At 39.8% G+C, this 25,581-nt stretch carries 21 protein-coding genes and 1 other annotated feature; of the genes, 10 read left to right on the forward strand and 11 right to left on the reverse strand.

Annotated elements, in window-relative coordinates; translation table 11 throughout:
- Positions 1 to 13 precede the first annotated feature (13 nt).
- Together tyrA and G3R48_RS01500 are read left to right on the forward strand one after the other, a co-directional pair.
- A complete protein-coding gene (gene tyrA / locus G3R48_RS01495; RefSeq protein WP_153660970.1) occupies positions 14 to 1,153 on the forward strand; it encodes a bifunctional chorismate mutase/prephenate dehydrogenase in 1,140 nt (379 codons plus the stop codon).
- 192 nt (positions 1,154 to 1,345) lie between these two features.
- Positions 1,346 to 1,690 carry a hypothetical protein gene (locus G3R48_RS01500; protein WP_153660968.1) on the forward strand — a complete coding sequence of 115 codons (345 nt, stop codon included), beginning with the start codon at positions 1,346 to 1,348 and terminating at the stop codon, positions 1,688 to 1,690.
- 176 nt (positions 1,691 to 1,866) lie between these two features.
- Here G3R48_RS01500 and pheA read toward each other — a convergent pair whose 3' ends face one another.
- Positions 1,867 to 3,828: a prephenate dehydratase gene (gene pheA / locus G3R48_RS01505; protein WP_153660966.1), complete on the reverse strand. Its 1,962-nt coding sequence runs from the start codon at positions 3,826 to 3,828 to the stop codon at positions 1,867 to 1,869.
- Positions 3,829 to 3,889: 61 nt separating this feature from the next.
- Positions 3,890 to 4,011: a sequence feature (Phe leader region), on the reverse strand.
- A gap of 128 nt (positions 4,012 to 4,139) precedes the next feature.
- Positions 4,140 to 4,493 carry a ribosome hibernation-promoting factor, HPF/YfiA family gene (hpf, locus tag G3R48_RS01510; RefSeq protein WP_153660964.1) on the reverse strand — a complete coding sequence of 118 codons (354 nt, stop codon included), beginning with the start codon at positions 4,491 to 4,493 and terminating at the stop codon, positions 4,140 to 4,142.
- Between the two features lie 609 nt (positions 4,494 to 5,102).
- Here hpf and G3R48_RS01515 point away from each other — a divergent pair.
- Positions 5,103 to 5,765 (forward strand): cytochrome b/b6 domain-containing protein, encoded by a 663-nt coding sequence (locus G3R48_RS01515; RefSeq protein ID WP_153660962.1) that lies wholly within the window; start codon positions 5,103 to 5,105, stop codon positions 5,763 to 5,765.
- A gap of 87 nt (positions 5,766 to 5,852) precedes the next feature.
- Here the strand turns inward: G3R48_RS01515 and G3R48_RS01520 are convergent, their stop codons facing one another.
- Positions 5,853 to 6,299, reverse strand: coding sequence for a c-type cytochrome (locus tag G3R48_RS01520; protein WP_153660960.1), 447 nt, complete (start codon positions 6,297 to 6,299; stop codon positions 5,853 to 5,855).
- A 255-nt stretch (positions 6,300 to 6,554) separates the two neighbouring features.
- Between G3R48_RS01520 and trpR the strand changes: the two genes are divergently transcribed.
- The gene (gene trpR / locus G3R48_RS01525) at positions 6,555 to 6,833 is read left to right on the forward strand and encodes a trp operon repressor (RefSeq protein ID WP_153660959.1); all 279 of its coding nucleotides are present in this window, start codon (positions 6,555 to 6,557) and stop codon (positions 6,831 to 6,833) included.
- A gap of 85 nt (positions 6,834 to 6,918) precedes the next feature.
- On the opposite strand, the gene G3R48_RS01530 is transcribed toward trpR, so the two are convergent.
- Both G3R48_RS01530 and G3R48_RS01535 read right to left on the reverse strand, forming a co-directional pair.
- Positions 6,919 to 7,293 (reverse strand): hypothetical protein, encoded by a 375-nt coding sequence (locus tag G3R48_RS01530; protein WP_153660957.1) that lies wholly within the window; start codon positions 7,291 to 7,293, stop codon positions 6,919 to 6,921.
- Between the two features lie 226 nt (positions 7,294 to 7,519).
- Positions 7,520 to 8,071 carry an FKBP-type peptidyl-prolyl cis-trans isomerase gene (locus tag G3R48_RS01535; protein ID WP_153660955.1) on the reverse strand — a complete coding sequence of 184 codons (552 nt, stop codon included), beginning with the start codon at positions 8,069 to 8,071 and terminating at the stop codon, positions 7,520 to 7,522.
- Positions 8,072 to 8,718: 647 nt separating this feature from the next.
- On the opposite strand from G3R48_RS01535, the gene thrA reads away from it, so the two are divergent.
- From thrA to G3R48_RS01555, 4 genes are all read left to right on the forward strand, one after another.
- Positions 8,719 to 11,181 carry a bifunctional aspartate kinase/homoserine dehydrogenase I gene (gene thrA, locus G3R48_RS01540; RefSeq protein WP_153662065.1) on the forward strand — a complete coding sequence of 821 codons (2,463 nt, stop codon included), beginning with the start codon at positions 8,719 to 8,721 and terminating at the stop codon, positions 11,179 to 11,181.
- 14 nt (positions 11,182 to 11,195) lie between these two features.
- Positions 11,196 to 12,128, forward strand: a complete 933-nt coding sequence (gene thrB, locus G3R48_RS01545; RefSeq protein WP_153662063.1) for a homoserine kinase — start codon at positions 11,196 to 11,198, stop codon at positions 12,126 to 12,128.
- 45 nt (positions 12,129 to 12,173) lie between these two features.
- Complete coding sequence (gene thrC / locus G3R48_RS01550; RefSeq protein ID WP_153660953.1) at positions 12,174 to 13,457, forward strand: threonine synthase; 1,284 nt, start codon at positions 12,174 to 12,176, stop codon at positions 13,455 to 13,457.
- A 249-nt stretch (positions 13,458 to 13,706) separates the two neighbouring features.
- Positions 13,707 to 14,243, forward strand: a complete 537-nt coding sequence (locus G3R48_RS01555; RefSeq protein ID WP_153662061.1) for a hemerythrin domain-containing protein — start codon at positions 13,707 to 13,709, stop codon at positions 14,241 to 14,243.
- 103 nt (positions 14,244 to 14,346) lie between these two features.
- Here G3R48_RS01555 and G3R48_RS01560 read toward each other — a convergent pair whose 3' ends face one another.
- The 6 genes from G3R48_RS01560 to G3R48_RS01585 all read right to left on the reverse strand — a co-directional run bounded on the left by G3R48_RS01560 (position 14,347) and on the right by G3R48_RS01585 (position 22,664).
- On the reverse strand, positions 14,347 to 14,529 hold the full coding sequence (locus G3R48_RS01560) for a DUF3545 family protein (protein WP_153660952.1): 183 nt from the start codon (positions 14,527 to 14,529) through the stop codon (positions 14,347 to 14,349).
- Positions 14,530 to 15,594: 1,065 nt separating this feature from the next.
- Entirely contained in the window at positions 15,595 to 15,843 is a 249-nt protein-coding gene (locus G3R48_RS17210) for a transposase domain-containing protein (protein ID WP_228497293.1), read from the reverse strand.
- Between the two features lie 128 nt (positions 15,844 to 15,971).
- A complete protein-coding gene (gene pgi / locus G3R48_RS01570) occupies positions 15,972 to 17,609 on the reverse strand; it encodes a glucose-6-phosphate isomerase (protein ID WP_153660950.1) in 1,638 nt (545 codons plus the stop codon).
- 15 nt (positions 17,610 to 17,624) lie between these two features.
- A complete protein-coding gene (gene tal, locus G3R48_RS01575) occupies positions 17,625 to 18,578 on the reverse strand; it encodes a transaldolase (protein WP_153660948.1) in 954 nt (317 codons plus the stop codon).
- 294 nt (positions 18,579 to 18,872) lie between these two features.
- On the reverse strand, positions 18,873 to 19,985 hold the full coding sequence (locus G3R48_RS01580; protein ID WP_194823842.1) for an OmpA family protein: 1,113 nt from the start codon (positions 19,983 to 19,985) through the stop codon (positions 18,873 to 18,875).
- 312 nt (positions 19,986 to 20,297) lie between these two features.
- Positions 20,298 to 22,664, reverse strand: a complete 2,367-nt coding sequence (locus G3R48_RS01585; protein WP_153660944.1) for a phosphoketolase family protein — start codon at positions 22,662 to 22,664, stop codon at positions 20,298 to 20,300.
- 511 nt (positions 22,665 to 23,175) lie between these two features.
- On the opposite strand from G3R48_RS01585, the gene G3R48_RS01590 reads away from it, so the two are divergent.
- Both G3R48_RS01590 and yaaA read left to right on the forward strand, forming a co-directional pair.
- Positions 23,176 to 24,612 (forward strand): alanine/glycine:cation symporter family protein, encoded by a 1,437-nt coding sequence (locus G3R48_RS01590; RefSeq protein WP_153662059.1) that lies wholly within the window; start codon positions 23,176 to 23,178, stop codon positions 24,610 to 24,612.
- Positions 24,613 to 24,744: 132 nt separating this feature from the next.
- Positions 24,745 to 25,518, forward strand: coding sequence for a peroxide stress protein YaaA (gene yaaA / locus G3R48_RS01595; protein ID WP_153660942.1), 774 nt, complete (start codon positions 24,745 to 24,747; stop codon positions 25,516 to 25,518).
- The last annotated feature ends 63 nt before the right edge of the window (positions 25,519 to 25,581 follow it).

A 25,581-nucleotide genomic window follows, 5' to 3' on the forward strand; every position in this document is an offset into this window, starting at 1 on the left:
TATGGGTACACATATGAATGAGAAAACCACTGGCGAACTTGAGAATTTGCGTGATTTAATTGACGGCGTTGATCAACAGCTTTTACATTTGTTTAGAAAACGCTTAGATCTTGTTGCTCAAGTGGGCGCGGTAAAGCATGCTGCGGGTGTACCAATTTATGCGCCGCAACGTGAGGCTGCAATGTTAGCCAAACGTCGCCAAGAAGCGGTAAATATGAATATTTCTCCGCAGTTAATTGAAGACGTGTTACGTCGATTGATGCGTGAGTCATATTTGAATGAGAAAGATGTTGGATTTAAACAGGTTAAAACTGATTTAGGTGACATTGTTATCGTGGGCGGACAAGGCCAGTTAGGTCAGCTATTTACGCAAATGCTGACGTTGTCTGGTTATCAAGTCAAGATTGTCGATAAAGATGACTGGCAAATCGCACCATCATTATTTAAAAATGCCGGCATGGTGTTAGTGACAATCCCGATTAATGTCACTTGTGAGGTTATTCGTACTCAGCTCAATCAATTACCGCAAACGTGTATTTTGGCGGATTTGACTTCCATTAAGGAAAAACCGCTTTTAGCCATGCTTGAGGCTCATAAAGGCCCTGTGGTTGGTCTGCATCCTATGTTTGGCCCTGATGTTGGTAGTTTAGCTAAACAGGTTGTGGTGGTTTGTCATGGGCGTGATAGCCACCGCTATGAATGGTTGTTAGAGCAAATTAAAATTTGGGGTGCTCGTATTGTTGAAGCTAAAGCGCAAAAACATGATAATGCCATGCAACTGGTGCAAGCCATGCGTCATTTCTCAACCTTTGTATACGGGCTAAATTTATGCAAAGAACAAGCTGATTTAGATAATCTATTACAATTTAGCTCGCCAATATATCGTTTAGAGTTAGCGATGGTTGGGCGACTATTTGCCCAAGACCCTAATTTATATGCTGATATTATTTTTGCTCAAGAGGGGAGCCTTAACGCAATAAGTGATTATATTGATAATTATCAATCAGCGTTAAGCTTACTAAAAGCGGGTGACCGTCAAGCCTTTATTGAACAGTTTAGCCAAGTATCAGAATGGTTTGGTGATTTTGCACCACAATTTCAAAGTGAAAGTCGAGCAATGTTGCAATCAGTAAACGATATGAAGCACGATTGATTTTCACTGTAATTGGCGTTGCTAAATGATGTTTTTGCGATTATGTTTAGGTGAGCGGGCAAGGCATACAGTGATGTTATGCTCCCTCATTTTACCGTTTTATGTCAAATAAACGGATTAAGTAAATAGACTGTGAAAGCTATTTGCAACTTTGACATAAAAGAGGCCACTTACGTTAATGGAGCACCTCTTATGTCAATTGTTACCCCACCTCTGGATAGTCATTCTCAAGTTCAAGATAAGTCTTTAGGGCATTTGCTATATGGCTTAATGAGTGCATTTCCATTATTTTTTATTCCGGTATTGATGAGCTTATGGCTCAATATTATTCAGCGTAATATCCCAAATGATTCATTATTGTTTAATCACTTACGTTGGCAGAAAGTGAGTATAATTGGTTTAGCTAGTGCTTTTTTAGTTGGTTATTTATCGACAGGATTTTGGTTTAGTGTGCCTTGTTATTTATTGGGAATGGTGTGGTTTAGTTATCGGATTTTTAAGGGGTGGTTGAGTTTACATGATGGCTTTAAAGTATGAACACCTGTTTTGTTGATGCTTTTTATGGATGACTTTCAATGTTTACCATAAAAGCGCGACACTTGCGTTAACGGCGCTGTGATTGGATTTGTAGACAAAATTGTTGTGTGTTGATGGTAAGTTAATAATAAAAACCGAGGATAATTGCCTCGGTTTTTTCATTTTTATATAGATTATTATTGAAACAGCACCCTTTGCAATATATCGGTTTGAGTTTCTTCTTGAGTATCAATAATTATCCCACTAAGAGCGAGCTGCTTAATCACTATTGCTTGCTGTGGCAGTGAAGTCTCGGTTGCTGTTCGAGTTAAGTTAACGATAACAGGTAAATGACAACGCTGCTTTACATCAATTAACCCAGCGATGTCTAATGATAATTGTTGACCTTCATTTAAACTTTTAATACCCGCATCGATAAGTCCAACTTGCTGATTGCCCGTGCTAAGGATAGTTTCAGCGGCTGCCATCCATTGCTCCGTGGTAGCATTGACATGCCGTTCAATTAAAACAGGCAGGCTTAAACCGCCAGCTTGATGCAATAAATTATCGTCAAACATCGCGCTGCCATTGATAATCAACCCATCGGCAAGCTTTGCTGCGATATTAAGCTCGATTATATGCTCTACGGTTAAGCAACTTCCGAGTCCTGCTGCATTGATTGCTTTAACAGCCTCTTTCACTAATTGCTCGTTGATGAGTAAATTGCTATTAGTGAGTACCAATGCTTCAAATCCAGATTCTTTGGCATGTTTAGCAATGGCCGCAATCTCTGTCACTGAATCAGTTAATGCGACTTGTTTAATAGCATTAAATGCTTGCCCACCCATGGTCATATTGTGTAGGTGCATGATTGAGTTTTGTGCTTTAAATTCACGGCGGTGCTTTGCGTGTTGGCTTGACTGTGATGGCGTTTGAGTCACTAGGCTTGGGCTATCAACTGCTTTTGAGCTGTCTGGTTCAATGAATAATTGAGATTGCGATAACTGCGTCGGCTTCACTGTTTCACAAGGGTAGCAACCAAGCACCTTAATAAAACGAGTCTGCTTTTCTAACTCATTAATGGCTTTTTGAACATTTTCATTAGCGAGATTGCCGTCAATATCTAAATAGAACATTTCTTCCCAAGGTGTGCCAGCAATAGGGCGTGACTCCAGTTTTGACATATTCACATTATGGGTTTTTAGTACTAACAATGCCTCAACTAAGGCGCCAGGTTTGTGCCCCGTTGCCATGATTAATGTCGTTTTTGCGGGTAACTGTGACGGCACTTCAACAGCTTTACGGGCGACCACAATAAAACGACTTTGATTAATCTTTTGATTAGCTAAGTCATTATCAATCGCGGTGAGGTTATACAGTGCGCCGCCTTCAGCACTTCCAATTGCCGCGACGGCTTGGCTCTTGCTGTTTAGCACTTTATCCATGGCTTCGGCACTGCTTGAGCAATACTCAAGTTTAATATCAGAGTGCTGGCTTAGGTAACGGCTGCATTGACTGATGGGCTGCGGGTGAGCATAAATTTTGGTTATTTTATTAATGTCACTTCCTGCAGCAGCAAGTAAGCAATGCCCCACTTCGATAGTGGTTTCGCCCACAATAGATAGCGAGGTATGTTGTAATACATCGTAGACTTCATTGATTGAACCAGAAGAGGTGTTTTCTATTGGTAAAAAACCATAATCAGCATGACCAGACTCAACGGCGTGAATAATGTCATTAAAACTTTGGCAACCAAAGTCGACCATTTCGACTTGGCGGCGGTCACAATAACGGTTGGCTGCTAGATAAGAATAAGACCCTCTTGCGCCCAGATATGCTACTGAGTATTGCGCTTGCTGGGTATGTATATTGGCTTTGGTTTGTAAATACGCTTGCTGATTGAGTACTGAGTCTTCAATGATGCTTTGGTAGAGCGAAATAACATAATGCGCATCAAGCCCTTGTTCACGTCCTTGCTGTACTAATCGTTCTAATAGTTCTTTTTCTCTTTGGGTGTCTCTTATTGGTCTAATATCGACTTCTTTACTGCGAGCGACATCTAAGCTTAATGCTCGTCTTTTGGCAAGTAAGCCTAATAGTTCTTTATCTAAATGGGTGATCTGTTGTCTTGTGTGGTCTAACGTTGGCGGTTTTTGCATAACTTAACCTAAATTATTTATGTCGCATATTGATGCTGACTTCAAAGTTTGTTTGAGTGAAAACAAAAAAGCCCCCCAAGTGGGAGGCTATTGAATTTTCATTTTCGTTTTTACACAGAAAATCCGCTCCCGAGATCAGAATGAATAAAAAAGAAAATAAAAAACATCGGTATATTGAGTTTCATATCCCTCAAACTAAAGCGGTGGTTAGCTGGTGTCAATCTAAAATTATTCATATTAAATGGTGACAACAAAACCGGTAAACAAAAGCGCACCTACAGGTGCGCATGTTGATGATTATTTTTGCAGTATTAAGCCGCAGTATCTTCTTTGTAATCGTATTCGAATTCAGATGCTGGTTCAGTTACCATTGCGGTATTACGCTGTGCGTGTGGCTTATGGGTTAAGCGATTGAGTTGTTTTTCGAGCTTTTGCCCCATTGCTGTGATAGCAGCATAAAGGTTATCACTTTTGGCTTGGGCAAATAACTCGCCGCTTGGTAAGCCAACAGATGCTTCTATTTTAAACTGTTGCTTTTCTTGAGTGATAATAACGTGAGGGTTAATAAGTTGTACGTCATAACGGCTAAGTTTTGAAAGGCGGCCTTCAATACGTTCACGGATTGGTGCAGTGACTTCAAGTTGCTTGCTAGTAATTTTCAGCATATTTCGAACCTTCTGTTGTTTGCTTAACTCCAGACTACCAATATTTATCGTGTTTTATGTGATTTTTATCACAAAATACGGGAGAAAAAAACGTGTTTGAGTAAAAAATATTCAGTTAAACAAATATGTAAAATTATTGCTTAAAAGTACTTGTACTGTATGTTTTTTGCCGTCATATTGGAATGGATAACAGGGATGGAAATCGTTGATACGGTGATTGGTTTTAACATTTACACCGAGTGCCGCATCACAATGCTTTATTTAATTTGGCCGATAAACATTTGTGATAACTGCCAACCTTGATAAGTAGATGCCGCTATACTTAAATGCACCATTTATTACTGAAATTGTGCGTTATTTCTCCATAACTTACCCGCTTTTTGTTTTATCACTGTTGAAATTTTATATGATGACTTATGCCACTCATTAAAAATACACATTATATGTAATGAGAACCTCAAGGCTTAACAGTAAGTATGACATTCCCTCCCTGTCTAAAAAGCAAGAATATTGAGGTTGGCGCTGCGCCTAATATTTAATTCACGCAGCATTGTTACCATGATACTTTTTATTGATTCACTTCACTTTTATGTCTAAAAAGAGAACATTATGACCGTAAAAATTACCGTGAAAATATGGGATATCCCAATAAGAGTATTTCATTGGTCTTTAGTTGGCTTGCTAGGGGGGCTATGGTGGAGCGCGGATGCTGGGGAAATGGAGTTGCATCAGATCTTTGCATATTGTTTGTTGGTATTGCTTGTTGTCAGGATAATTTGGGGATTTGTAGGCAGCGACACCGCAAGGTTTAGTGACTTTGTTCGTTCACCTAAGGCGGCTATCAATTATTTAAGAGGCTCATTAACACCAAATACCTTAGGGCATAATCCTGCAGGTGGTTATATGGTCGTGATGATGTTGCTGGTGTTATTAGTGCAGTTAGTAACCGGCTTATTTGCCACCGATGACATTATGACCGAAGGGCCGTTATATTATTTAGCCTCTAGTGAACAAAGCCGTTGGCTTAATTGGTTACATAAGACTAATTTCACTTTATTGCAGGTGTTAGTGGTTTGCCATATTTTGGCGGTAGTGGTACATCAACTAAAAGGTGAGCGTTTAATACAAGCTATGTTTAGTGGAAATAAACCGCAAAACGAAAAGCTTAAAACACCCGAAATGAAGCCTTCTTGGTGGGCAGCGGGGTTATTTTTAGGATTAAGTGTCATTATTGGTTATTACCTTATCTGGCCTATTTATCAGTATTTATAAATTGCCATAATAAAAAGTCCGCATACAGCGGACTTTTTGTTGCGATGCCTTTTATTCAACTGGCGTCACGACTTTCGGTTAGTGAGATTAATCTTTTTTATAGTTGTCGTGACAACCTTTACAGCTTTTCCCTACTTGTCCGAATGCTTGTTTTATTGCTTTTTTATCACCTGATGAAGCCACTTGAGCCAGTTTATTTGCATTGTCTTGGAACGACTGCATACGCTCATCAAAATCTGCCTTATTGGTCCAGACTTTTGCTAGTGCTTCTGTCTTGCCCGTTGATGTACCTTCAATAAATCCTTCATGAGGTATTTGAGCTAATGCAGCAACATTTGCTGCGCGTTGGTTGAAAACGCTTTGTTCAAATGGCTTTTTACCTTTTAACATTGCGCCCATATCGCCAAAGTTATAGGCGATTAAACTAAATGCTGACTGGCGATATTCAATTGCGTCAGCTGGCTTTTTAAAGTGTTGTGCCGCGGCACTTGGAATGATCATCGCTACGCTTAGGGCAAGAATTATTTTTTTCATTTTTCTATCTCGTCAATACTGACTAGCAGTATGGATACACGGCTAGTAGGTGAATGTAGTAAAATATACCCGCACCAAGGGTGAGGTTGTTCACATTCTACATAAAAAAAGCGACATGTGTGCAATAGTTTGTTTCAAAATTTTAACGAAGTTATTAAGTCAATTCTTATACTTACTTTCATAGCATATTCAAAATTTACCTTAGCTTTGTTACACTTCGTACTGTTACGTCATTGCAGTTAATAGAAGGGGCTTATGCGCGCAGATTGGAGCTTGGTTGTAGAGAAAGTGTTATCTCACTCAAATGACGCTGATTTAGCAGTATTGTTTCAACTGCTAATGACTGAAGAAGAGCGCAGTGCGATTTCAGGACGACTAAAAGTGTTTCAAACTTTACTTGATGGTCAGTTAAGTCAAAGGCAAATTGCTGCAGAATATCAAGTGAGTATTGCAACCATTACACGTTGTTCAAATTACTTGAAGAATATGACTGATGAACAAAGGCAAAAAGTCAAAATGCTCATATTGTCATAAATCGTTATGTGTTTTTCGGGCATAAAAAACGTCGCAATTAGCGACGCTTTTTATGCCCGATTGATATAGGCTAGATTGTGTCTGGTTAATAAGATGAAATAGGGTATTTATGCTGTCTAAAACTTGAACGGCGCAATAGTAAATATAGCCCAAACGTGAATAAAAAAATGCCAAAGAGGATGCTTGAGTCTTTTGGATAAAGGCGATTTAATAACCCCGCACTTAAGATAAACAAAAAAGGCAGCTGTCCATATAAAAACTCAGGAATAAAACCTTTTTTACGCTTACGTTTAGGATCGGTACGACGGTTAATTGAGCGTTGGTTATAAATATAAGCACCATATAAAAATACTGTCACAGCTGAAAATAACGCATAAATGGGCTGGGCTGAAATAATGCCAATACTGCCGACTGATAGATAAGTTAAGGGTAAAATCTCGTATAAGGGTTTCGCTAACATATGCACTCCTTGCAATGTAAGTTTGAATGTTGCTTCCTGCAATCTAGATAACTCGATGGGAAACATCCCTGAGGTTATCTGTTTATGTCGTTTCCTTGTAAATGACAAGAAAATTATATCAAAAAAAATGTCACTGGCTATTATCTAGCGAATGACATTATTTGATTTGGTACTTTTTATTGACGCAAATGGTTAATTTGCAGTCTTTGGTGCTAATCCCAAAGGATTAGTGACAACCGCAACCACCATTGCCATCGCAACCCGGTTTTTCATCGTTACATGCTTCATCATGGTCATGTCCACAACTACCACCTTCAGCGTGAATGTGGCCGTGAGCCATTTCTTCATCAGTTGCTTCACGCACTGTCATGATTTCAACACTAAAATGTAAGCTTTGACCTGCTAATGGGTGGTTTCCATCAACGGTAACTGTTTCGTCATTAACTTGAGTTACCTGAACAGGACGTTGACCCATTTCAGTTTCAGCAATAAAGCGCATGCCAGGAACGATGTCTTCAATGTCACCAAATGCAGAAAGCGGAACTTCTTGTTTTAGTCCGTCATGGTATTCGCCATAACCTTGCTCAGCTTCAACTTCCACTTCAAGCTTATCACCGACTTCTTTACCTTCTAGAGCAGACTCTAGGCCAGGGATAATATTTTCAGCGCCGTGTAAATACAGCATAGGTTCTGCACCAAAAGAGCTTTCAATTTGCTCACCTTGGGCATTTGATAATTTGTAATGAATAGTGACAGCAGTTTGTTTTGCGATTTTCATATCAACTCCAACTCATTTAGTGGCGCAGATAATAGCGTTAATTGACAATGACTGCGATGGTCAATAACAGTTTTTGCTTATCTAATCACACCTTGGTGGCGTTAATGTCTATTTTATTATGTTGATGGCATAAATAAGCAAAGTTGATCTTAGCTTTTTAGCCCTCACGTTTAACAGCATTAAAAAATAAGACAGCAATGCTGATAAACGATTAAAGTAATCGTCAACCCAAAAACAATACTTAACAATGTTGTAGTTGTTAAGTGTTGTTGGTTAGCAGCTAAATTGTGATCGCCAGACAGCGATTTAAAAAGATTAATAGATAGAGTAGTGGTTTAAAATTTTGTCAATACGTACTTTGAATAAAAATGTTACCGATCTGTAATTAAGGGTTGACAATAATAGGTTAAAAAGCAATTCTGTTACTTCGGTTTTAAGCAACCAAACATATCGTGTCTTTTTAGGATTTTAAATGCCACAACATTTTCAGGTGAACATTATTATTACGACCACCACCATTACAATAATGGGGGCGGGCTGATTTCACCCCAAAATCAAGATAAGACAACAGCCCGCTTCGTTTACCAACAAGCGGGTTTTTTATTTTTAGTAGTTTAATTTTTAGTGAAGGATGTCGGGAGATGAATATGAAAGTAATGAAGTTTGGTGGAACCTCGCTAGCTAATTGGTCACGATTTTCAATGGCTGCGGATATTATCATTGCATCTACCCAAACATCGCAAGTTGCAACGGTATTATCTGCTCCGGCTACGGTAACCAATGCATTACTTGAAATGGCTGACTTAGCCGTTAATCAACAAGATTATTCACAAGTGATTACTCATATTGAGTCGGTATTTACCCAGTTATTTAATGGCGCACAAGCAGTCCTTTTAGCTGAACAGCAACAAAGTTTGTTTCAACACTTACAACAAAAAAAATTGCTGTGGCAAGACAAGTTACATGGCATCAGCTTATTAGGAGAGTGCCCTGATTACGTAAGAGCTGAAATCGTCACCTCAGGTGAACAGCTATCAACAGCTTTAATGGTTGAATTGATGCGAGCTAAAGGCTTAACTGCCGGTAAGCTTGACCCCAAAGCACTATTTCTAGCCAATGGACAACCTTTAGAGTCCAGTGTTGATATTGCAATCAGTAAGCCGCGTTTTAGTAAACTTAATTTAGCGGCTAATACTGTGTGGGTTATGCCGGGCTTTACTGCAGCAGATGTGCATGAAAAAGTTGTCACGTTAGGGCGTAATGGTTCTGATTATTCAGCGGCTGTTTTAGCTGCATGTGTTGATGCTGATTGCTGTGAAATATGGACCGATGTTGACGGGGTGTACAATACGGACCCAAGAGTTGTCGCTGATGCAAAATTATTAAGCCAACTTAGCTACGCTGAGGCAATGGAGTTATCTTATTTTGGCGCTAAGGTGCTTCATCCGAAAACCATTGCGCCAATCGCTCAATATCAAATTCCTTGTTATATCCGCAACAGTTTTAACCCAAGTGCACCTGGTACGTTAGTGTCAAATAAAGAAGATCAAACGGGTTTACAGGTTAAAGCTATTTCTAACCTTGATGATCAAACCATGTTTAATGTGTCAGGTCCGGGAATGAAAGGCATGGTGGGCATGGCAAGTCGGGTACTAGAAGCCATTTCTCGTAGCGGCATTTCGGTGTCATTAATTACGCAAAGCTCTTCGGAATACAGTATCAGCTTTTGTGTGGCAACGGCTGATGCTAATAAGGCTAAGTGGGCATTAGAACAAGAGTTTGAACTTGAGATAAAAAGCGACTTACTTGAACCCATTGAGCTGCGTGCTGGATTAGCCATTGTGTCATTAATTGGTGATGGCATGAAAACCCATAAAGGTGCCGCTGCTAAGTTTTTCAGTGCCTTAGCACAAGCCAGCGTTAATATTGTGGCCATTGCGCAAGGTTCATCTGAACGCTCAATCTCAACGGTTGTGCGTCAAAGCAAGATTAAACATGCTATTAGTGCTTGTCATCAAGCCTTTTTTGACGTTCAACAATATTTAGATGTGTTCCTTGTTGGGGCTGGCAATGTTGGTTCTGGATTACTTGAACAAATTCATCAGCAGCACGCTATTTTGAAAAAACAACACATCAGTATTCGCGTGTGCGGTGTGGCAAATTCACGGAAAATGCTGCTCTCACCATTGGGTATTGATCTTCAGCAGTGGCCGCAATTACTGGCTCAAAGCGAACAAGAATATGACTTGTCGACACTCTTAACGTGGGGGCGAGAGCAGCAGTTACTTAACCCAGTGTTTGTGGATTGTACTTCGCATGAAGCGGTATCAGATGCATACCTTGATGTGATAAACGCAGGTTTTCACGTCGTGACGCCGAATAAAAAGTCTAACACCCGCGATATCACCTTCTATAAACAATTAAGAAAAGCCGCGCTTCAAAATCGTCGCCAATTTTTATATGAAGCCACCGTTGGTGCAGGGCTACCTGTTATCGATAACTTGAAAAAGCTGTTATGCGCTGGCGATAAATTACAAAAATTTAATGGTATTTTGTCTGGTTCGTTGTCCTATATTTTTGGCAAGCTCGACGAAGGTATGACATTGTCGCAGGCGACGGCAATTGCCCGTGATAAATGCTTTACTGAACCCGACCCACGTGATGACTTGTCGGGTATGGATGTTGCGCGCAAAGTACTTATTTTGGCGAGAGAAGTCGGGTTAGATTTGGAGCTTGAAGATATTCAAATTGACTCGGTGTTACCTCAAGAATTTGATGATAGCGGCGATGTCGACACTTTTATGGCAAATCTAGTTAAAGTTGATGAGCAAGTATCACAACGGGTTGCTAATGCAAAAAGTGAGGGCAAAGTGCTGCGATATGTTGGTCAGATTGATGAGGGTAAGTGTTATGTTCGCATTATTGAGGTAGATAATAATGATCCGCTTTATAGTGTGAAAGGAGGTGAGAATGCACTGGCTTTTTATAGTTTGTATTATCAGCCAATTCCTTTTGTATTAAGAGGTTATGGTGCTGGCACTGAAGTAACAGCCGCCGGTGTTTTTGCCGATGTATTGCGTACACTTAACTGGTCAAGAGAGGTTGTATAATGGAGTCATTCAAGTTGCCATTAACGGTTTATGCCCCTGCTTCGATGGGGAATGTGGGAGTGGGTTTTGATTTGTTAGGCGCTGCATTAGCACCTATATCAGGAGAATTGCTAGGTGATAAAGTCACCATTGCTTTTGCTGAACAGGGGATAGAGTTTGAGCAAACCGGCCCTTGGGCGCATAAACTTCCTGTAAACGCTGACGATAATATTGTGCCTCAATGCGGAGTGTTCTTTTTACAAAAACTGGGGCTAACTCACGGTGTTAAGTTAACACTCGAGAAAAACCTACCGGTTGGCAGCGGACTCGGCTCATCTGCAAGCTCAGTGGTTGCTGCGTTATATGCGCTTAATGCTTTTTTTGACAGCCCTTATGAGCCGCAAGCATTACTTGCATTAATGGGAGAGTTTGAAGGTCAGATATCGGGCAGTGTGCATTATGATAATGTTGCCCCGAGTTATTTAGGCGGCATGCAGTTAATGCTTGATACCCCTGAAACCGTATGTGATGCCATTCCGCATTTTAAAGAGTGGTATTGGGTGGTGTCCTATCCAGGCATTTCTTTATCTACGGCACAAATGCGTCAGCTATTACCTGAGCAATACGATAAAGCGGTTGCGATTGATTTTGGGCGTAGATTAAGTGCATTTGTTCATGCCAGCCATTCAAATAATCCATCGTTAGCAATAGAAGTGCTAGATGATGTGTTAGCCGAGCCTTATCGGGCGCAAGCTATCCCAGGTTTTGTGCAAGCAAGTGCGGCATTAGCCCAAATGGGTATGCTTACTTCAGGTATTTCGGGTAGCGGACCAACACTATTTACTATTACTGACTCGTTAGCAAAAGCACAACAAGCGCAGCAGTGGTTAAGTGAACATTATGCTAATCAAGACGGAGCATTTACCCATATTTGCCAGATCGATGCGCTGGGAACACGTGAGGTATAAATTACCTTAGCAACGGATATTAAAAATCAAATAGGTCAAATTGGAATGGAATTATATAATCTCAAACACCCTGAACAGGTAGTTAACTTCAGTCAAGCAGTACAGTTAGGGTTAGGAAAAGACAGAGGGCTATTTTTCCCTAGCCAAATTCCAACATTAACTAACGTCGAGCAATTACTTGAGCTTCCATTTGCTGCACGTAGCAGAAAAATTCTTGGTGCTTGGTTAGCGGATGAACTCGGTCAAGATAAGGTTGATCAACTCGTTGATGCTGCATTTACTTTTGAAGTGCCATTAACGGCAGTCGATAGCAAAAAAGCCTGTCTTGAATTGTTCCATGGTCCAACTTTAGCATTCAAAGACTTTGGTGCTCGCTTTATGGCGCAGTGCGTTAACTTACTTGCAGGCGACAAAGGCTTAACTATTTTAACTGCAACTTCTGGTGATACTGGCGCTGCTGTAGCAGATGCTTTTTACGGGTTAGAAAAAGTACAAGTTGTGGTGATGTACCCCAAAGGAAAAATCAGTGAACTGCAAGAGAAAATGTTTACCACATTGGGTAATAATATCCATACAGTGGCAGTTGAGTCGGATTTTGATGCTTGTCAAACCCTTGTTAAACAGTCATTTGATGATAATGAAGTGCGAGATGGCTTAGCGCTAAATTCTGCTAACTCTATTAATATCAGCCGCTTATTAGCGCAAATTTGTTATTACTTTGAAGCTGTAGCCCAAGCAAGAAAACTAACTGACAATGATATCGTTGTGTCAGTGCCAAGCGGTAACTTTGGCAATTTGACTGCTGGGTTATTTGCAAAAGCGATGGGTTTACCGATTAAACGCTTTATCGCGGCAACAAACAGCAATGATACTGTGCCGCGTTATTTAGATAATGGCCAATGGTCACCAAATAATACAGTGGCCACCATGTCAAATGCGATGGATGTTTCTGAACCAAGTAACTGGCCAAGAGCAGAAATAATTTGTCAAAAAATGGGCTGGGATCTCAGTTTGATTTCTGGGATGAAAGTGACAGAGCAGGCGACCTCTGAAATGCTAAAGAGCTTAAAGCAGCAAGGTTATCAATCTGAGCCCCATGCGGCAATTGCAGCCTATGGCCTAGAGCAACAGTTAACCGCAGGTGAATTTGGCGTCTTTTTGGGGACGGCACACCCAGCTAAGTTTAAAGATGTGGTTGATCGTGAGCTATCAGTTGATTTGCCATTACCTAAAGAGCTTGAAGCGGTGGCAAATAAAACGGTTCTATCTGACACGCTGAATGCCGACTTTGCAGTATTAAAGCGTTATTTATTTGAAAAGTTATCTTAAAACACAAAACATGGCTTTGTAGTTTGTAGTTTGTAGTTTGTAGTTTGTAGTTTGTAGTCATAGCCAATAACGTTTTTTATCTGGCATGTTTAAGCACCCTTTGCGGGTGCTTTTTTATGGTACGAGCAAAATGGTGTTGTAAAAATGTATCGTTCATGATCTCAATCAAGCACTTTTAAAGTGAATTTTGTAACTATAGGAGAAACATCATGTCAATATTTCAAGAGAGGCTAAATGAGCGACAAAACCATGCTAGAGCGTTTGTTACGTGACCATAAGCATATCGCTATTTTGTTAGATATTTTGGCAAAAAAGCAGACCAAGTTAGCTGATGGAGAAGCGATTAACTTTAGCTTAGTAAGAGATATTGTGGAATATATGCAAAGTTATGCAGAATATAGCCATCATCCATTAGAAGATATTACTTTTGACTTTTATTTGAAAAAAATGGGAAAGGGTTATCACTCTCAGCTACATGACGAACATACTCGATTAGCTGAGTCATCTGGGGCATTAATGTACAGTTTGAATATGATTTTAAGTGATGTTGTCATTGCTAACGACAAATTGATTACTGATTTTAAGGATTATATTGAACTGCAGCGATGTCATATGGAGTATGAAGAGCGTGAGGTGTTTCCATTATTTGAAACGGTATTAACCTCAGCCGATTGGGATAGCATTACTTCGCAGTCTCAGCAACGTTTGGTAGACGATCCGTTATTTAGCGGTAATGCTCTTACAAGCTTTGAAGAGTTAAAGCAGTACATTCAAGTTTCTGAATGATTTTGTTGTGAGTATGTTAATTAATAAAGGCGCTTAACAGCGCCTTTATTAATCTGTGTATATTGCATAATTATTCAATATACACATACTGTAAAAAGTAATTTTACATCAGCATGTTAGCATCTAACTCAAAAGAATTATCAATATCTTGTAACTCTTTTAATAATCGCTGCTTATCCTTGATTGCTTCAATCTCACGCCATTTACGCTTTTTACTTGAACTTCTTGTACGGGTTGGCTTCTCTACTACTTCTTCTAGCGCACCACCATAATCTAAACGATCCATGGTAACCTCCCTTTTTTATTATGATGTCTCTATGCAAATAAGTATCATATTTCACATACAGCTTGCAATAAAAATGTTTCATTTTTGTTAATATTTTAAGTCTTTTTGATGAAGGTTGGATTCATGCTATGGGGAAATTAGCTGCCTAAAAGATATTTTATCTATAAAAAAACCAGCTTAAGCCTAATGCCAGTCAGTTAAGAACTGACTGGCATTTTTTGTATGGATCTTTGCTTGGTTTTCTTCTGACAACCCGTGGATATGCTCTATCGGAAACTTTCTGTGGTAGGACGAACATCCTGAGAGTTGCAAGTAGCTCCTCATAATGGTTTGGCAGTTTACTTGGGCTACGTATCGGTATGAACATTAAGAATGCTCCAACTTGTCGCATACTTTGGCTGAAGCTTAACTGGATTGGTATCGTGCTCTCGTCGTCTTTAAGCGCATCAATCATAGCAATTCGAATTAAATTATAGGCAAGCAGTAAGCCCCACAATTCTTGGCGTACCCTGTCTGGATTTTTACTGCGTAATACATGTTTAGATTGATGCAGACTTTGTTTCATTTCCCTAAAGCCTAATTCTATTTCCTAACGTTGGTTATACACTTCGGTTAACTCATCATATGGAAATCGCATTGGGTCAACGAGTGAACTCAGTACGCGATAGCGCTTTCCATTAACTTTATAACTCGTTAATCTTACTGTTAATTTTTCGGGAAGGTTCACGAACTTCTTTTGGCTTGAGGACTCGTTGAAAGTGTGACGATATGGTCACGCTCACCGAGTTGAAACTGAACTTGATACTTCCATTAGACTGTACATCCTGACTTGTGGATAGCTAGTTCCCAAAATTGGTTACTATTGCTACCAAATTCAGCACGGTTCTCTTTATTATCTTGAGTTCGGAAACTGACGCCATCGACTGCCAACAAATTTAGCCCACCAGTGCTCGAATGCTTAAGTAGCAAAGGTCTTACTCGCCAATAGTTGGAATGACTTTTGGACAGCTTCAAAACCTAATCTCTGTCGGCTTTGTACCAAAGCACTTGGGGCAACTAACTTATTTAACCTAGCAGTGAAATATCGAGTCGATTAGCAATATCCCAGACTGCTTGATTACGAAATAGACTCATTCCAATGACTGACCACATAACAGCTTCAAGTGGGAGTCGCCTGCGACGAACCGTTGCAACACCAGCATACTCAAAGGCTTGCTTAAGAATATTGGGGTCTAGAATAGCCTTGAGTTTGTCTAATGTATTAATGTCATCAAGAAATGACGGCATATCTTCGAAAGCAGAAATGAAAGTCATAAAAAATCCGATATTAGAAATCTAATATCGGATTTTGAAGCCTTTTAAAGACTGGTCAAATGATCCATGAATGTTCTTAACTGATCGGCGTTAAGCTTAAGCCGGCTTTTTAGTTAATCACACTCAATTTATAGCTTTTGTCTTCTAAAAATATTAATTAACGCATTGCTGGAAGCATCAAGTGTTGTGCTGTCATGTTGTGCACCTAATTTATCCAATACATCATTGCCTAGAACTTTGCCTAACTCTACTCCCCATTGGTCAAATGAGTTGATATCCCAAATAACGCCTTGTACAAACGTACGGTGTTCATATAAGGCGATTAAAGAACCTAATGTGGTTGGGGTTAGTTTATCCATTAATAAGGTGTTGCTTGGCTTATTACCAGGCATGACTTTATGTTTGGCTATTAGTTGTTTTTGTGCATCAGTTATGTCAGCGGTAGATAGCTCAGCAAGTGCCTCTGAGTAGGTTCGTCCTTGCATTAATGCTTGGGTTTGCCCAAAACAATTTGAGGCTAACTGTTGGTGATGCTCCCCTAATGGATTGTGACTTTGTAATGGCAAAATGAAATCAGCAGGAATAAGTCCGGTACCTTGATGCAACAATTGATGGTAAGCATGCTGACCGTTTGTGCCTTCGCCACCCCAAATAACTGGCCCGGTATTAAAATCGACTTCTGTCCCCGCCATGGTGACCGATTTACCATTACTTTCCATATCGAGTTGTTGAAAATAGGCCGGTAGACCGCGTAGGTAGTGATCATAGGTTAAAATAACATGTGATTGAGCTCCATAAAAATTACCATAAAGGACTGATAATAATGCCATCACGGTTGGTATATTTTGCTCTAATGGTGAATGAGCAAAGTGCTCATCCATTGCCTGAGCACCTTCAAGTAATAATTTGAAGTTGTCCATACCAATAAGTAGCGCAATAGGCAATCCGATTGCTGACCAAAGAGAGTAACGACCACCTACCCAATCCCACATTGGAAAGATGTTATTTGCATCCATGCCAAACTCAGTTGCTTTAGCCACATTTGAGGTCACAGCAACAAAATGTTTAGCGACATCCTGTTGACTACCACCTTGAGCTAAAAACCACTGTTTAGCACTTAAGGTATTGGTTAATGTTTCTTGAGTGCCAAAAGACTTCGATGACATTACAAATAAAGTTGTTTCAGCATTAAGTCCTTTAAGCTTTTCGCAGATAGAACTTGCATCAACATTGGCAACAAAGTGGCAATTAATGCCTTTATGCCAATAGGGACGTAATGCTTGTGACACTATTTTGGGCCCTAAAAACGACCCACCAATGCCAATACTGACAATATCAGTGATAGGTTTATCACTATAACCAAGCCAATCACCTGATTGGACTTGTGCAACAAATTTAGCCATTTTTGTCAGTGTTTGTTGAACCTCGCTAACGATATTAACGCCATTAACCCATACTTCCTCGTTTGGCTTTGCTCTTAAAGCCGTATGCAATACCGCACGTTGCTCAGTATTATTGATAATGTCGCCTTGAAACATGCTGGCAATTTTTTGTTCTAAATTAGTTTCTTTAGCTAATTTAAATAACAAAGCTAATGTTTCATCATTAACACGATTTTTTGAGTAATCAAGTAATAGGCCACAACTAGATAAGCTCATTTGCTCAAAACGTTGAGGGTTTTGTTCAAACAAGGTTCGCATGTGTGGCAGGGTACGGGTATGCTGTTTAAGTTGTTGCCATGTGTCACTTGTCGTTAAATGGGGCATGAGCACAATCCTTATTTAGCTTAATCTTTGTTTTAACATCTCTTCAAGTTTGTTTTGATCAATGGCGAAGTTTCTAATTCCTTCTGCTAATTTATCTACAGCCATTGGATCTTCATTAAATGCCCACCGGAACTGAGGTTCAGTTAATGGCGTTGGCTTTGGCGATATGGTGCTGGTTGGTTTAAGTTTTTGAGACACAAGCGTATTTGAGTTGGCAAGCTCTTCTAATAAAGCCGGGCCAATTGTTAGGCGGTCGCAACCCGCTAGCTCAATGATTTCGCCTGTATTTCTAAAGCTTGCGCCCATAACGACAGTGTTATATTGGTGTTGCTTGTAATAATTGTATATTTCGGTAACTGAAACTACGCCGGGGTCTGTTTGGGCGGTATAAGTTTCATCACGATTTTTTTTGTACCAATCTAAAATTCGACCAACAAATGGCGAAATTAAAAATACTCCAGCTTCAGCACAAGCACGCGCTTGAGCAAAACTAAATAATAGGGTCAAATTACAGTTAATACCTTCTTGCTCAAGTTGTTTTGCTGCGCAAATACCTTCCCAAGTTGAAGCCAATTTAATTAATATTCGTGACTTATCAATCCCTGCATCTTGATAAAGTTTGATTAACTTATGGGCTTTTTCTATTGAACGTTGTTGATCAAATGATAAGCGAGCATCGACTTCTGTTGAAATGCGTCCTGGAATAATTTTAAGTATTTCTACCCCAATATTTACGGCTAATTTGTCGCTAGCATCTGCAATTTGTTGATTTAAGTCAGTGCTTTGAGATTTAGCCCAATTAATTGCATCGTCAATTAAAGATGCATATTCAGGAATTTGAGATGCTTTTAAAATTAAAGAAGGATTCGTGGTGGCGTCTTGTGGCTGGTAACGTTTAATCGCTTCAATATCACCGGTGTCTGCCACTATGGTTGTCAAAGGTTTTAATTGTGCTAAAGAGTTGTCCATGGAAATTCCTCAAAGAGATAAATATCAACAATGCCTTCATTAGAAGTTATTTTACTGATGATGCCAACTAAAAATAGTAAAAATATTACGAGATTTAATGTTCAATAGGATTAAAACGAAGTTATATTGTAGTTAAATAATCAAAAGCGTTATTTGGTTTACGTTTAATTAAAATGGATGAATAGGTTTTTGATTGATGAAACATAAGGTTAGTTATAGCTTAATTGTTCGCTAAATAAAAAGCCGCCTAAATTTAGGCGGCTTGTTATTTTTGTGTATTTTAAAGCTGTTAAATTATTTTAATACTGGGCGTTTATCTATACTTGTCACAATTGCTTCAATTCGACGATTTAAACGATTTGCCTCTGCTGAGCTCCCTTCCATTACTGGGCGAGTCACACCAAAGCCTTTTGCTTGAACTAGATTGGCATCGATACCGTATTTTTCTGATAACGCTTGTGCAACAGCATTAGCACGTTTATCAGATAGTGTCATGTTATAAGCAGGACTACCTACATTTGAAGCATGGCCTTCAATTAATACCGTGTGACCAGGATTACTTTTAAGATAATCAGCAAGATTTTCAATATCGGCATAAGAAGAAGGCTTAATGACTGATGAATTATTATCAAATAAAATACCGGCCAATTGACGATCTTCAGTCGTTTGCTCATAAATGCTACAACCATTGGCGTCGACTTTATGGGTAATTGGGGTATTAGCACACTTATCGTCTTTATCTAACACGCCGTCTTTATCGGAATCCAGTGGAGCAACAACGATTGGGGCTGCAGCAACAACTGGCGCGGGTTTCGCTTTTTGACCAAAACGGTAGCTTAACTCTATACCCCAATAGTTACTTTCCATTTCTAATGTACTGTACTTATCGTCATCGAGGTTTTCGTAGCGACGATATTGGGCTTGTAAGGTGAGGTTATCAGTAATTAAGTAACCTAGACCAACACCAATATAAGGGGCGATACCACTATCGCTATAATATTCTGAATTGTAGTTCTTTTTATTACGTAATAAGTAGTTCATGGCACCGGCTTCTGCAGTTGCAATCCAGCGTTCTGCAAAAGGCACTTGAGCGACTAGACCTAGTGTTAAACCACGGGCTCCAACGTCGTTAGGCTTGTTGTTGTAATCAACCCAATCGGCTAGGCCAAGATCACGATAACCGAGCTCTGCACCAAAGTAGTCTCCAAACATGTACCCACCAAATACATCCCAGGCATAAGGTGAATCTTCACCACATTCTTTCATGGTTTTTTGGTCGCAATTGGGTTCGTAGTTATTCACTCCTAAGCCTGCGCCTATGTACCAAGGTGATAATTTCTCGGCGCTATGTGCTGCAAAGGGAAGGAAAGAGGTCAGTAGTGCTACTTTTAATAGGTTTGTCTTCATCATAATAAGTCCTTGTGATCCAACTTCACCAACATACATTCGAAACCTGATTGTTTTTATGTATTATCAGCGCTTAATGTGGTGATCCTTTATGTTTTAGCTGACCGGGCAATTATGAGCGTTAACGCGATGCTTTTCCATAGTTTGCACATTATTTTAACGTTTTATTATCAAATGGAGTTTTGTGATATTTGTGAGAGTTGAAATTGGTTTGGATGATAATGTGGCATTTCAAAAGTATGGCGTAATAGGTGAAATGAGAGATAAAAAAAGCGCCCGAAGGCGCTTTAAATTAGTATTGATGCGTGTTGGTTAACGCGTCCACACCCAGTTTTCAATATCTTTAGGGTCAACACCGTTCTCTTTAATGTAGTTACGGTGCTCAACTAAACGTTGCAACATATCGGTGGTGATGGCGACGTGTTGGGTTTCGTCAATCACACCTTGTTGGAATAGTTTATATGCCATATCAATAACCAAATGATAACGTGAAGTACCGTTGCGAACGCCCATATCAAACGGTGTCGTTGTCGAGCCTTCTTCCTCGTAGCCTTTAATGCGGAATCGACGACTTCCTTTATAATCAAAGATAAGTTTTTTAATGGTATTCGGGTATCCGTGATAGTTAAATACCACCCCTTTATCTTCAGTGAAGATTTCGTCCATTAACCATGGTTTTTGTTGGAATTTCCGACTGCCTAAGCCGTTACTATTGAGCTCAGTAACACTAACAAAGCGGATTCTAACTCTTGGTAGTAACTCTCTGATTAACACTAATGATGCAAGACACTCTTGAGTGACATAATCACCACAGCCAGCCAGTACCACGTCAGGGTTTTCATCGGATGCAAAATCCCAAGTCATTACCCCGTCTTTCGTTTGCTTACGCGCCTCATCAAGCGATAACCACTGTGGTAAATCTTTTTTACCGGCCACTAAAATATTGAGTTTATCGCGGTCATCATAAGCGCGTTCAGTATAGGTGAGCGTTGAGTTACCATCAGCGGGTAAGTAAGCCGAGATGATATCAGGGTGTTTTTCTAGCATGGCGCCAAGAAATGACGGGTTTTGGTGAGAATAACCATTGTGATCTTGTCGCTCAAGTAGTGAAGACAGCACCACATTGCACGATGGCACTGGTTTGCGAAAGTGCACGCCTTGGCTAGCATAAACGTATTTACAATATTGGTCGGCCATTGACGAAACCACTTGCGAGAAAGCTTCGTATGTCGGGAACATTGCGTGACGTCCGGTGACGGTGTAGCCATGCATCATACCAAATAATAAATTTTCAGAGAGAAGTTCAATGACACGGCCATCACGTGCCATGTCTTGATCCCAAGATTCTATTGGCCACTGCCATGCTCGGCTTGTTTCTTCAAAGACGGCTTGTAATTGATTAGAGTAAGTTTCGTCAGGGCTGAAAATCCGTAGATTGCGTTGATCTCGGTTGAGTTTAAATGCATCACGCATCCATTGCCCCATTTTGTACATAGACACACCGCGAGTGCCTCTTGGGGTTTCTGGGCCATAGCTGAGTTTTTTCAAGTCTGGTTTAGTAAGTGCACGAACCACTTCACCACCATAACTTAAATGTTGACGTCCACAACATAAATGTTTAGGTGGAATTAATGATTGAATATCGGCATCAAATGTTAATTCTCCTTGGTCATTAATTTGACAAAGTTCATCAAACTTATAGCTGGCTAACCACTCATTCAGTGCCGTCAAATGTCCTGCATCTGTGGCACATTTGTTTACAATAACTTGGTGAGATTCACAGTTGCCAGCAAGTTTTTTACCATTATATTCTTCGGTGCCAGTCCAACCTTTTGCTGTGCGCATTAAAATGACAGGCCAACGTGGCTTAACGACATCTTCTCCGCTACGGGCACGAGTTTGGATAGCGGTTATCATGTCATACGATAAGTCCATAGCATTGGTCATTTGAACAAAAACATCTTCTTCAAGTTGATCGTCGACAATAATTGGATGATAGCCTAAGCCTCTAAATTCTAAATCTAACTCTTCATGGCTCATGCGCCCCATTCGAGTAGGACCAGAAATTTTGTAGCCATTAATGTGCACGATAGGCAGTACAGCGCCATTGGTGGCTGGGTCAACTAAGCGGTTTGCATACCAAGATGCCGCTAATGGTCCTGTTTCTGATTCGCCATCACCAACTAAACAAGCAGCAATTAAACTTGGGTTATCAAGTACTGAGCCCCAAGCTACAGATAATGAATAGCCTAATTCACCACCTTCAAGAATTTGTCCTGGCGCTTCAGGGTTTGCATGAGAAGGGTAACCGTATGCGGCTGAGAATTTGGTGCAAATATCTTTAATACCCGCTTCATTGTAAGGAATTGTTTGTGGGTAAAAGTGGCTTAAAGAGCCTTCAACAAACAAATTAGCTTGCACTGCTGGAAACCCATGGCCTGGGCCGACAAGGTAAATAAAATCACGCTTATGTTTTACAATTAAGCGGTTAACATTGGCGTAGACAAAGTTTATTCCCGGGCAAGTGCCCCAATGGCCAAGTAATCTAGGCTTAATGTCATCGTGTGTTAAGTTCCTTTTAAAGAGGACATTTTGTTTTAAATATATCTGCGATGTCGATAGGAAATTGGTGGCCCTAACGAATTTTTTTAACGCCAAAATCTCTTGATTAGCTGTCATAATTGCCTCAATGGGGTCTTTGTATTTAACTGTATTTACGAACACTGTATTTTCATTTTGAAGTAAAAGATGTGTTCTAGATCAATTTTTGTTTAATACAATATTAGCTAATAAATGAATGTGACACGGCTATGATTCGTTAACGCCTTGTGTTAATTGGTTAGCAAACATGTGTGCTCATAATTACTCGATGATTAATAAAGTGTTAAATGAGATACTGGTCACCTTAATTTCTTTTCAATTTATGGTAGTTTCTTGCGCGAATAGTTTAATCAGTTGTTAATCAGGTTTAATTTTTAGTCAATAGAGATAATTTATTGATCTCAGTTTGAATCGCTAATTTAATATAAGCTAAAATAAATAAGTTCAATTTCAAGGCATAAATATTGATGTTCTGTTTCATGTCTGAAGTTGGTAATAAAAAAATAATAAAATAATGTGTTTATGCTGCTTAAAGCTCTTTTGGGTAGCATTGACAAATTATGTGAAGGAATAATCAAATCATATGGCGATGTTAGAAACAGCAATCAATTTTTTAAATGGCTTGCTATGGGGCAAGTTGTTAGTTTATGGGTTAGTTGGTGCAGGTTTGTACTTTACTATTCGCTTGGGGTTTATTCAGTTGACTCAATTTGGGCATGGCTTGAAAATTCTGTCAATTAGCCGCAGTTCTGGTAAGCATGGCTTATCTTCTTTCCAGGTTTTTTGTACCAGTATGGCAGCACGTGTTGGAGCCGGTAATATGGCGGGCGTAGCTGTTGCAATTAGTGCTGGTGGCCCCGGCGCCGTGTTTTGGATGTGGGCTATCGCTGTACTTGGTATGGCTACGGCGATGATTGAGTCAACATTGGCGCAAGTTTATAAAGTCAAAGATGTTGATGGTCAATACCGTGGCGGCCCAGCGTATTATATGGAAAAAGGCTTAGGGCAACGCTGGATGGGGGTATTGTTCTCGGTCTTTTTAATTTTAGCTTTCGGGCTAGTGTTTAATGCGGTACAAGCCAACACTATCACTGGAGCAATGACTCAAGTATTCGATTTAGATCCTACTTATGTCGGTATTTTTATTGTTATTTGTAGTGCATTTGTGATTACTGGTGGGTTAAAAAGTGTTGCCAAAGTCTCTGAACTAGTTGTTCCTTTTATGGCACTTATTTACATTGGCATTGCGTTGGTTGTGGTGTTGATGAACCTTGAAAAACTGCCTGACGTATTCATGTTGGTTATAAAAAGTGCATTTGGTTGGCAAGAAGCCGCTGCTGGGGGGATTGCATATAGCATTGCTCAAGCGATGCAGTCGGGTATTGCTCGTGGTTTGTTCTCAAACGAAGCCGGTATGGGGAGTGCTGCAAATGTAGCCGCAAGTGCTTCTCCTAATCCTAATCATCCTGCTTCACAAGGTTACGTGCAAATGATGGGCGTCTTTTTTGACACAATCGTTATTTGTACTGCCACAGCAGCGATTATTTTGTTATCTGGTGACGCCACCTCAAGTGGGGATGGTATTGCTAAAACAATTACGGCGTTAACTAGCCATGTTGGTGATTGGGGCGGAGCATTTATTGCCTTTGCGATTTTACTGTTCTGTTTTACTTCTATTATTGCTAATTATTCTTATGCTGAAACCAATGTGATGTTTTTGTCTGGTAACAGTAAAAAAGCACTCCCTATTTTTAGGTTAGTTGTATTAGCGATGGTGATGTTTGGTGCTGTGGCTAAAATCAGTCTTGTGTGGGACTTAGCTGACGTTTCAATGGGACTGATGGCAGTTGTCAATATTGTGGCTTTAGTCTTGTTATCTGGCTTAGCGATTCGTGTGATAAATGATTACCGCGCGCAAGTTGCTCAAGGGAAAGAACCTTACTTTGATATCAACAATTTTCCTGAGCTCAAAGATGGCGATACTAACAATGTTTGGGCTAAGATGGAAAATAAGCCTTCAAAGTAGTGTCTAAAGCGATATGACGAGGTTAACTTGATTAATTAGTTAACTTAATCGAAAAAACCATGCACCGATTGCATGGTTTTTTTATATCAAATCAGTATGATTTGATATAAATAAATGAAATGGAGTTTTACTATGTTGGTTTTGGTTTCCCCAGCAAAAACATTGGATTTTGAAAATCCACCGATCACGAAACACTACTCTCAACCAACATTACTTACTCATAGCCAAGAGTTGATTAAGGTTTGTGAAAAATTATCTCCAGCGGAAATTGCATCATTGATGAAGGTCAGCGATAAAATTGCGATGTTAAATGTAGCGCGTTTTGGCCAATGGCAACCTGATTTTTCTCCCGATAATGCTAAACAAGCTATTTTTGCATTTAGAGGAGATGTTTACAGTGGCTTTGATGCCGATACGTTAACTGAACAGCAGCAAAAATCCGCTCAGCAACGCTTAAGGATTTTGTCGGGACTGTATGGGTTATTAAAACCACTTGATTTAATGATGCCATACCGCTTAGAAATGGGGAATCGACTCGAAAATAGTCGCGGTAAAAACCTCTATGCATTTTGGGGTGAGATAATCACGGACGAAATTAACCAAGCTGTAGCACAGCAACAAGATGATGTGATTGTTAATTTAGCTTCTAACGAGTATTTTAAAGCCGTTAAACCTCAACAGCTCAATGGTCAACTTATTACCCCAATATTTAAAGATGCTAAAAAAGGTCAATATAAAGTGATCAGTTTTTATGTCAAGAAAGCCCGGGGATTGATGGCAAGGTTTATCATTGATAATGAAATTTCACAGGTAGATCAACTAATCAAATTTGACCTTGAGGGGTATTATTACAGTGAAACTGAGTCGACGTTAAATGAACCGGTGTTTTTACGTGAGGAGCGTTAACATTTCGGCCAGTAGGTTAGGTTAGTAGGCTAACAGTAGGATGCTTACAATATGTTGTAACGT

Source organism: Shewanella intestini (assembly GCF_018221465.1).
GTDB classification, from domain to species: domain Bacteria; phylum Pseudomonadota; class Gammaproteobacteria; order Enterobacterales; family Shewanellaceae; genus Shewanella; species Shewanella intestini.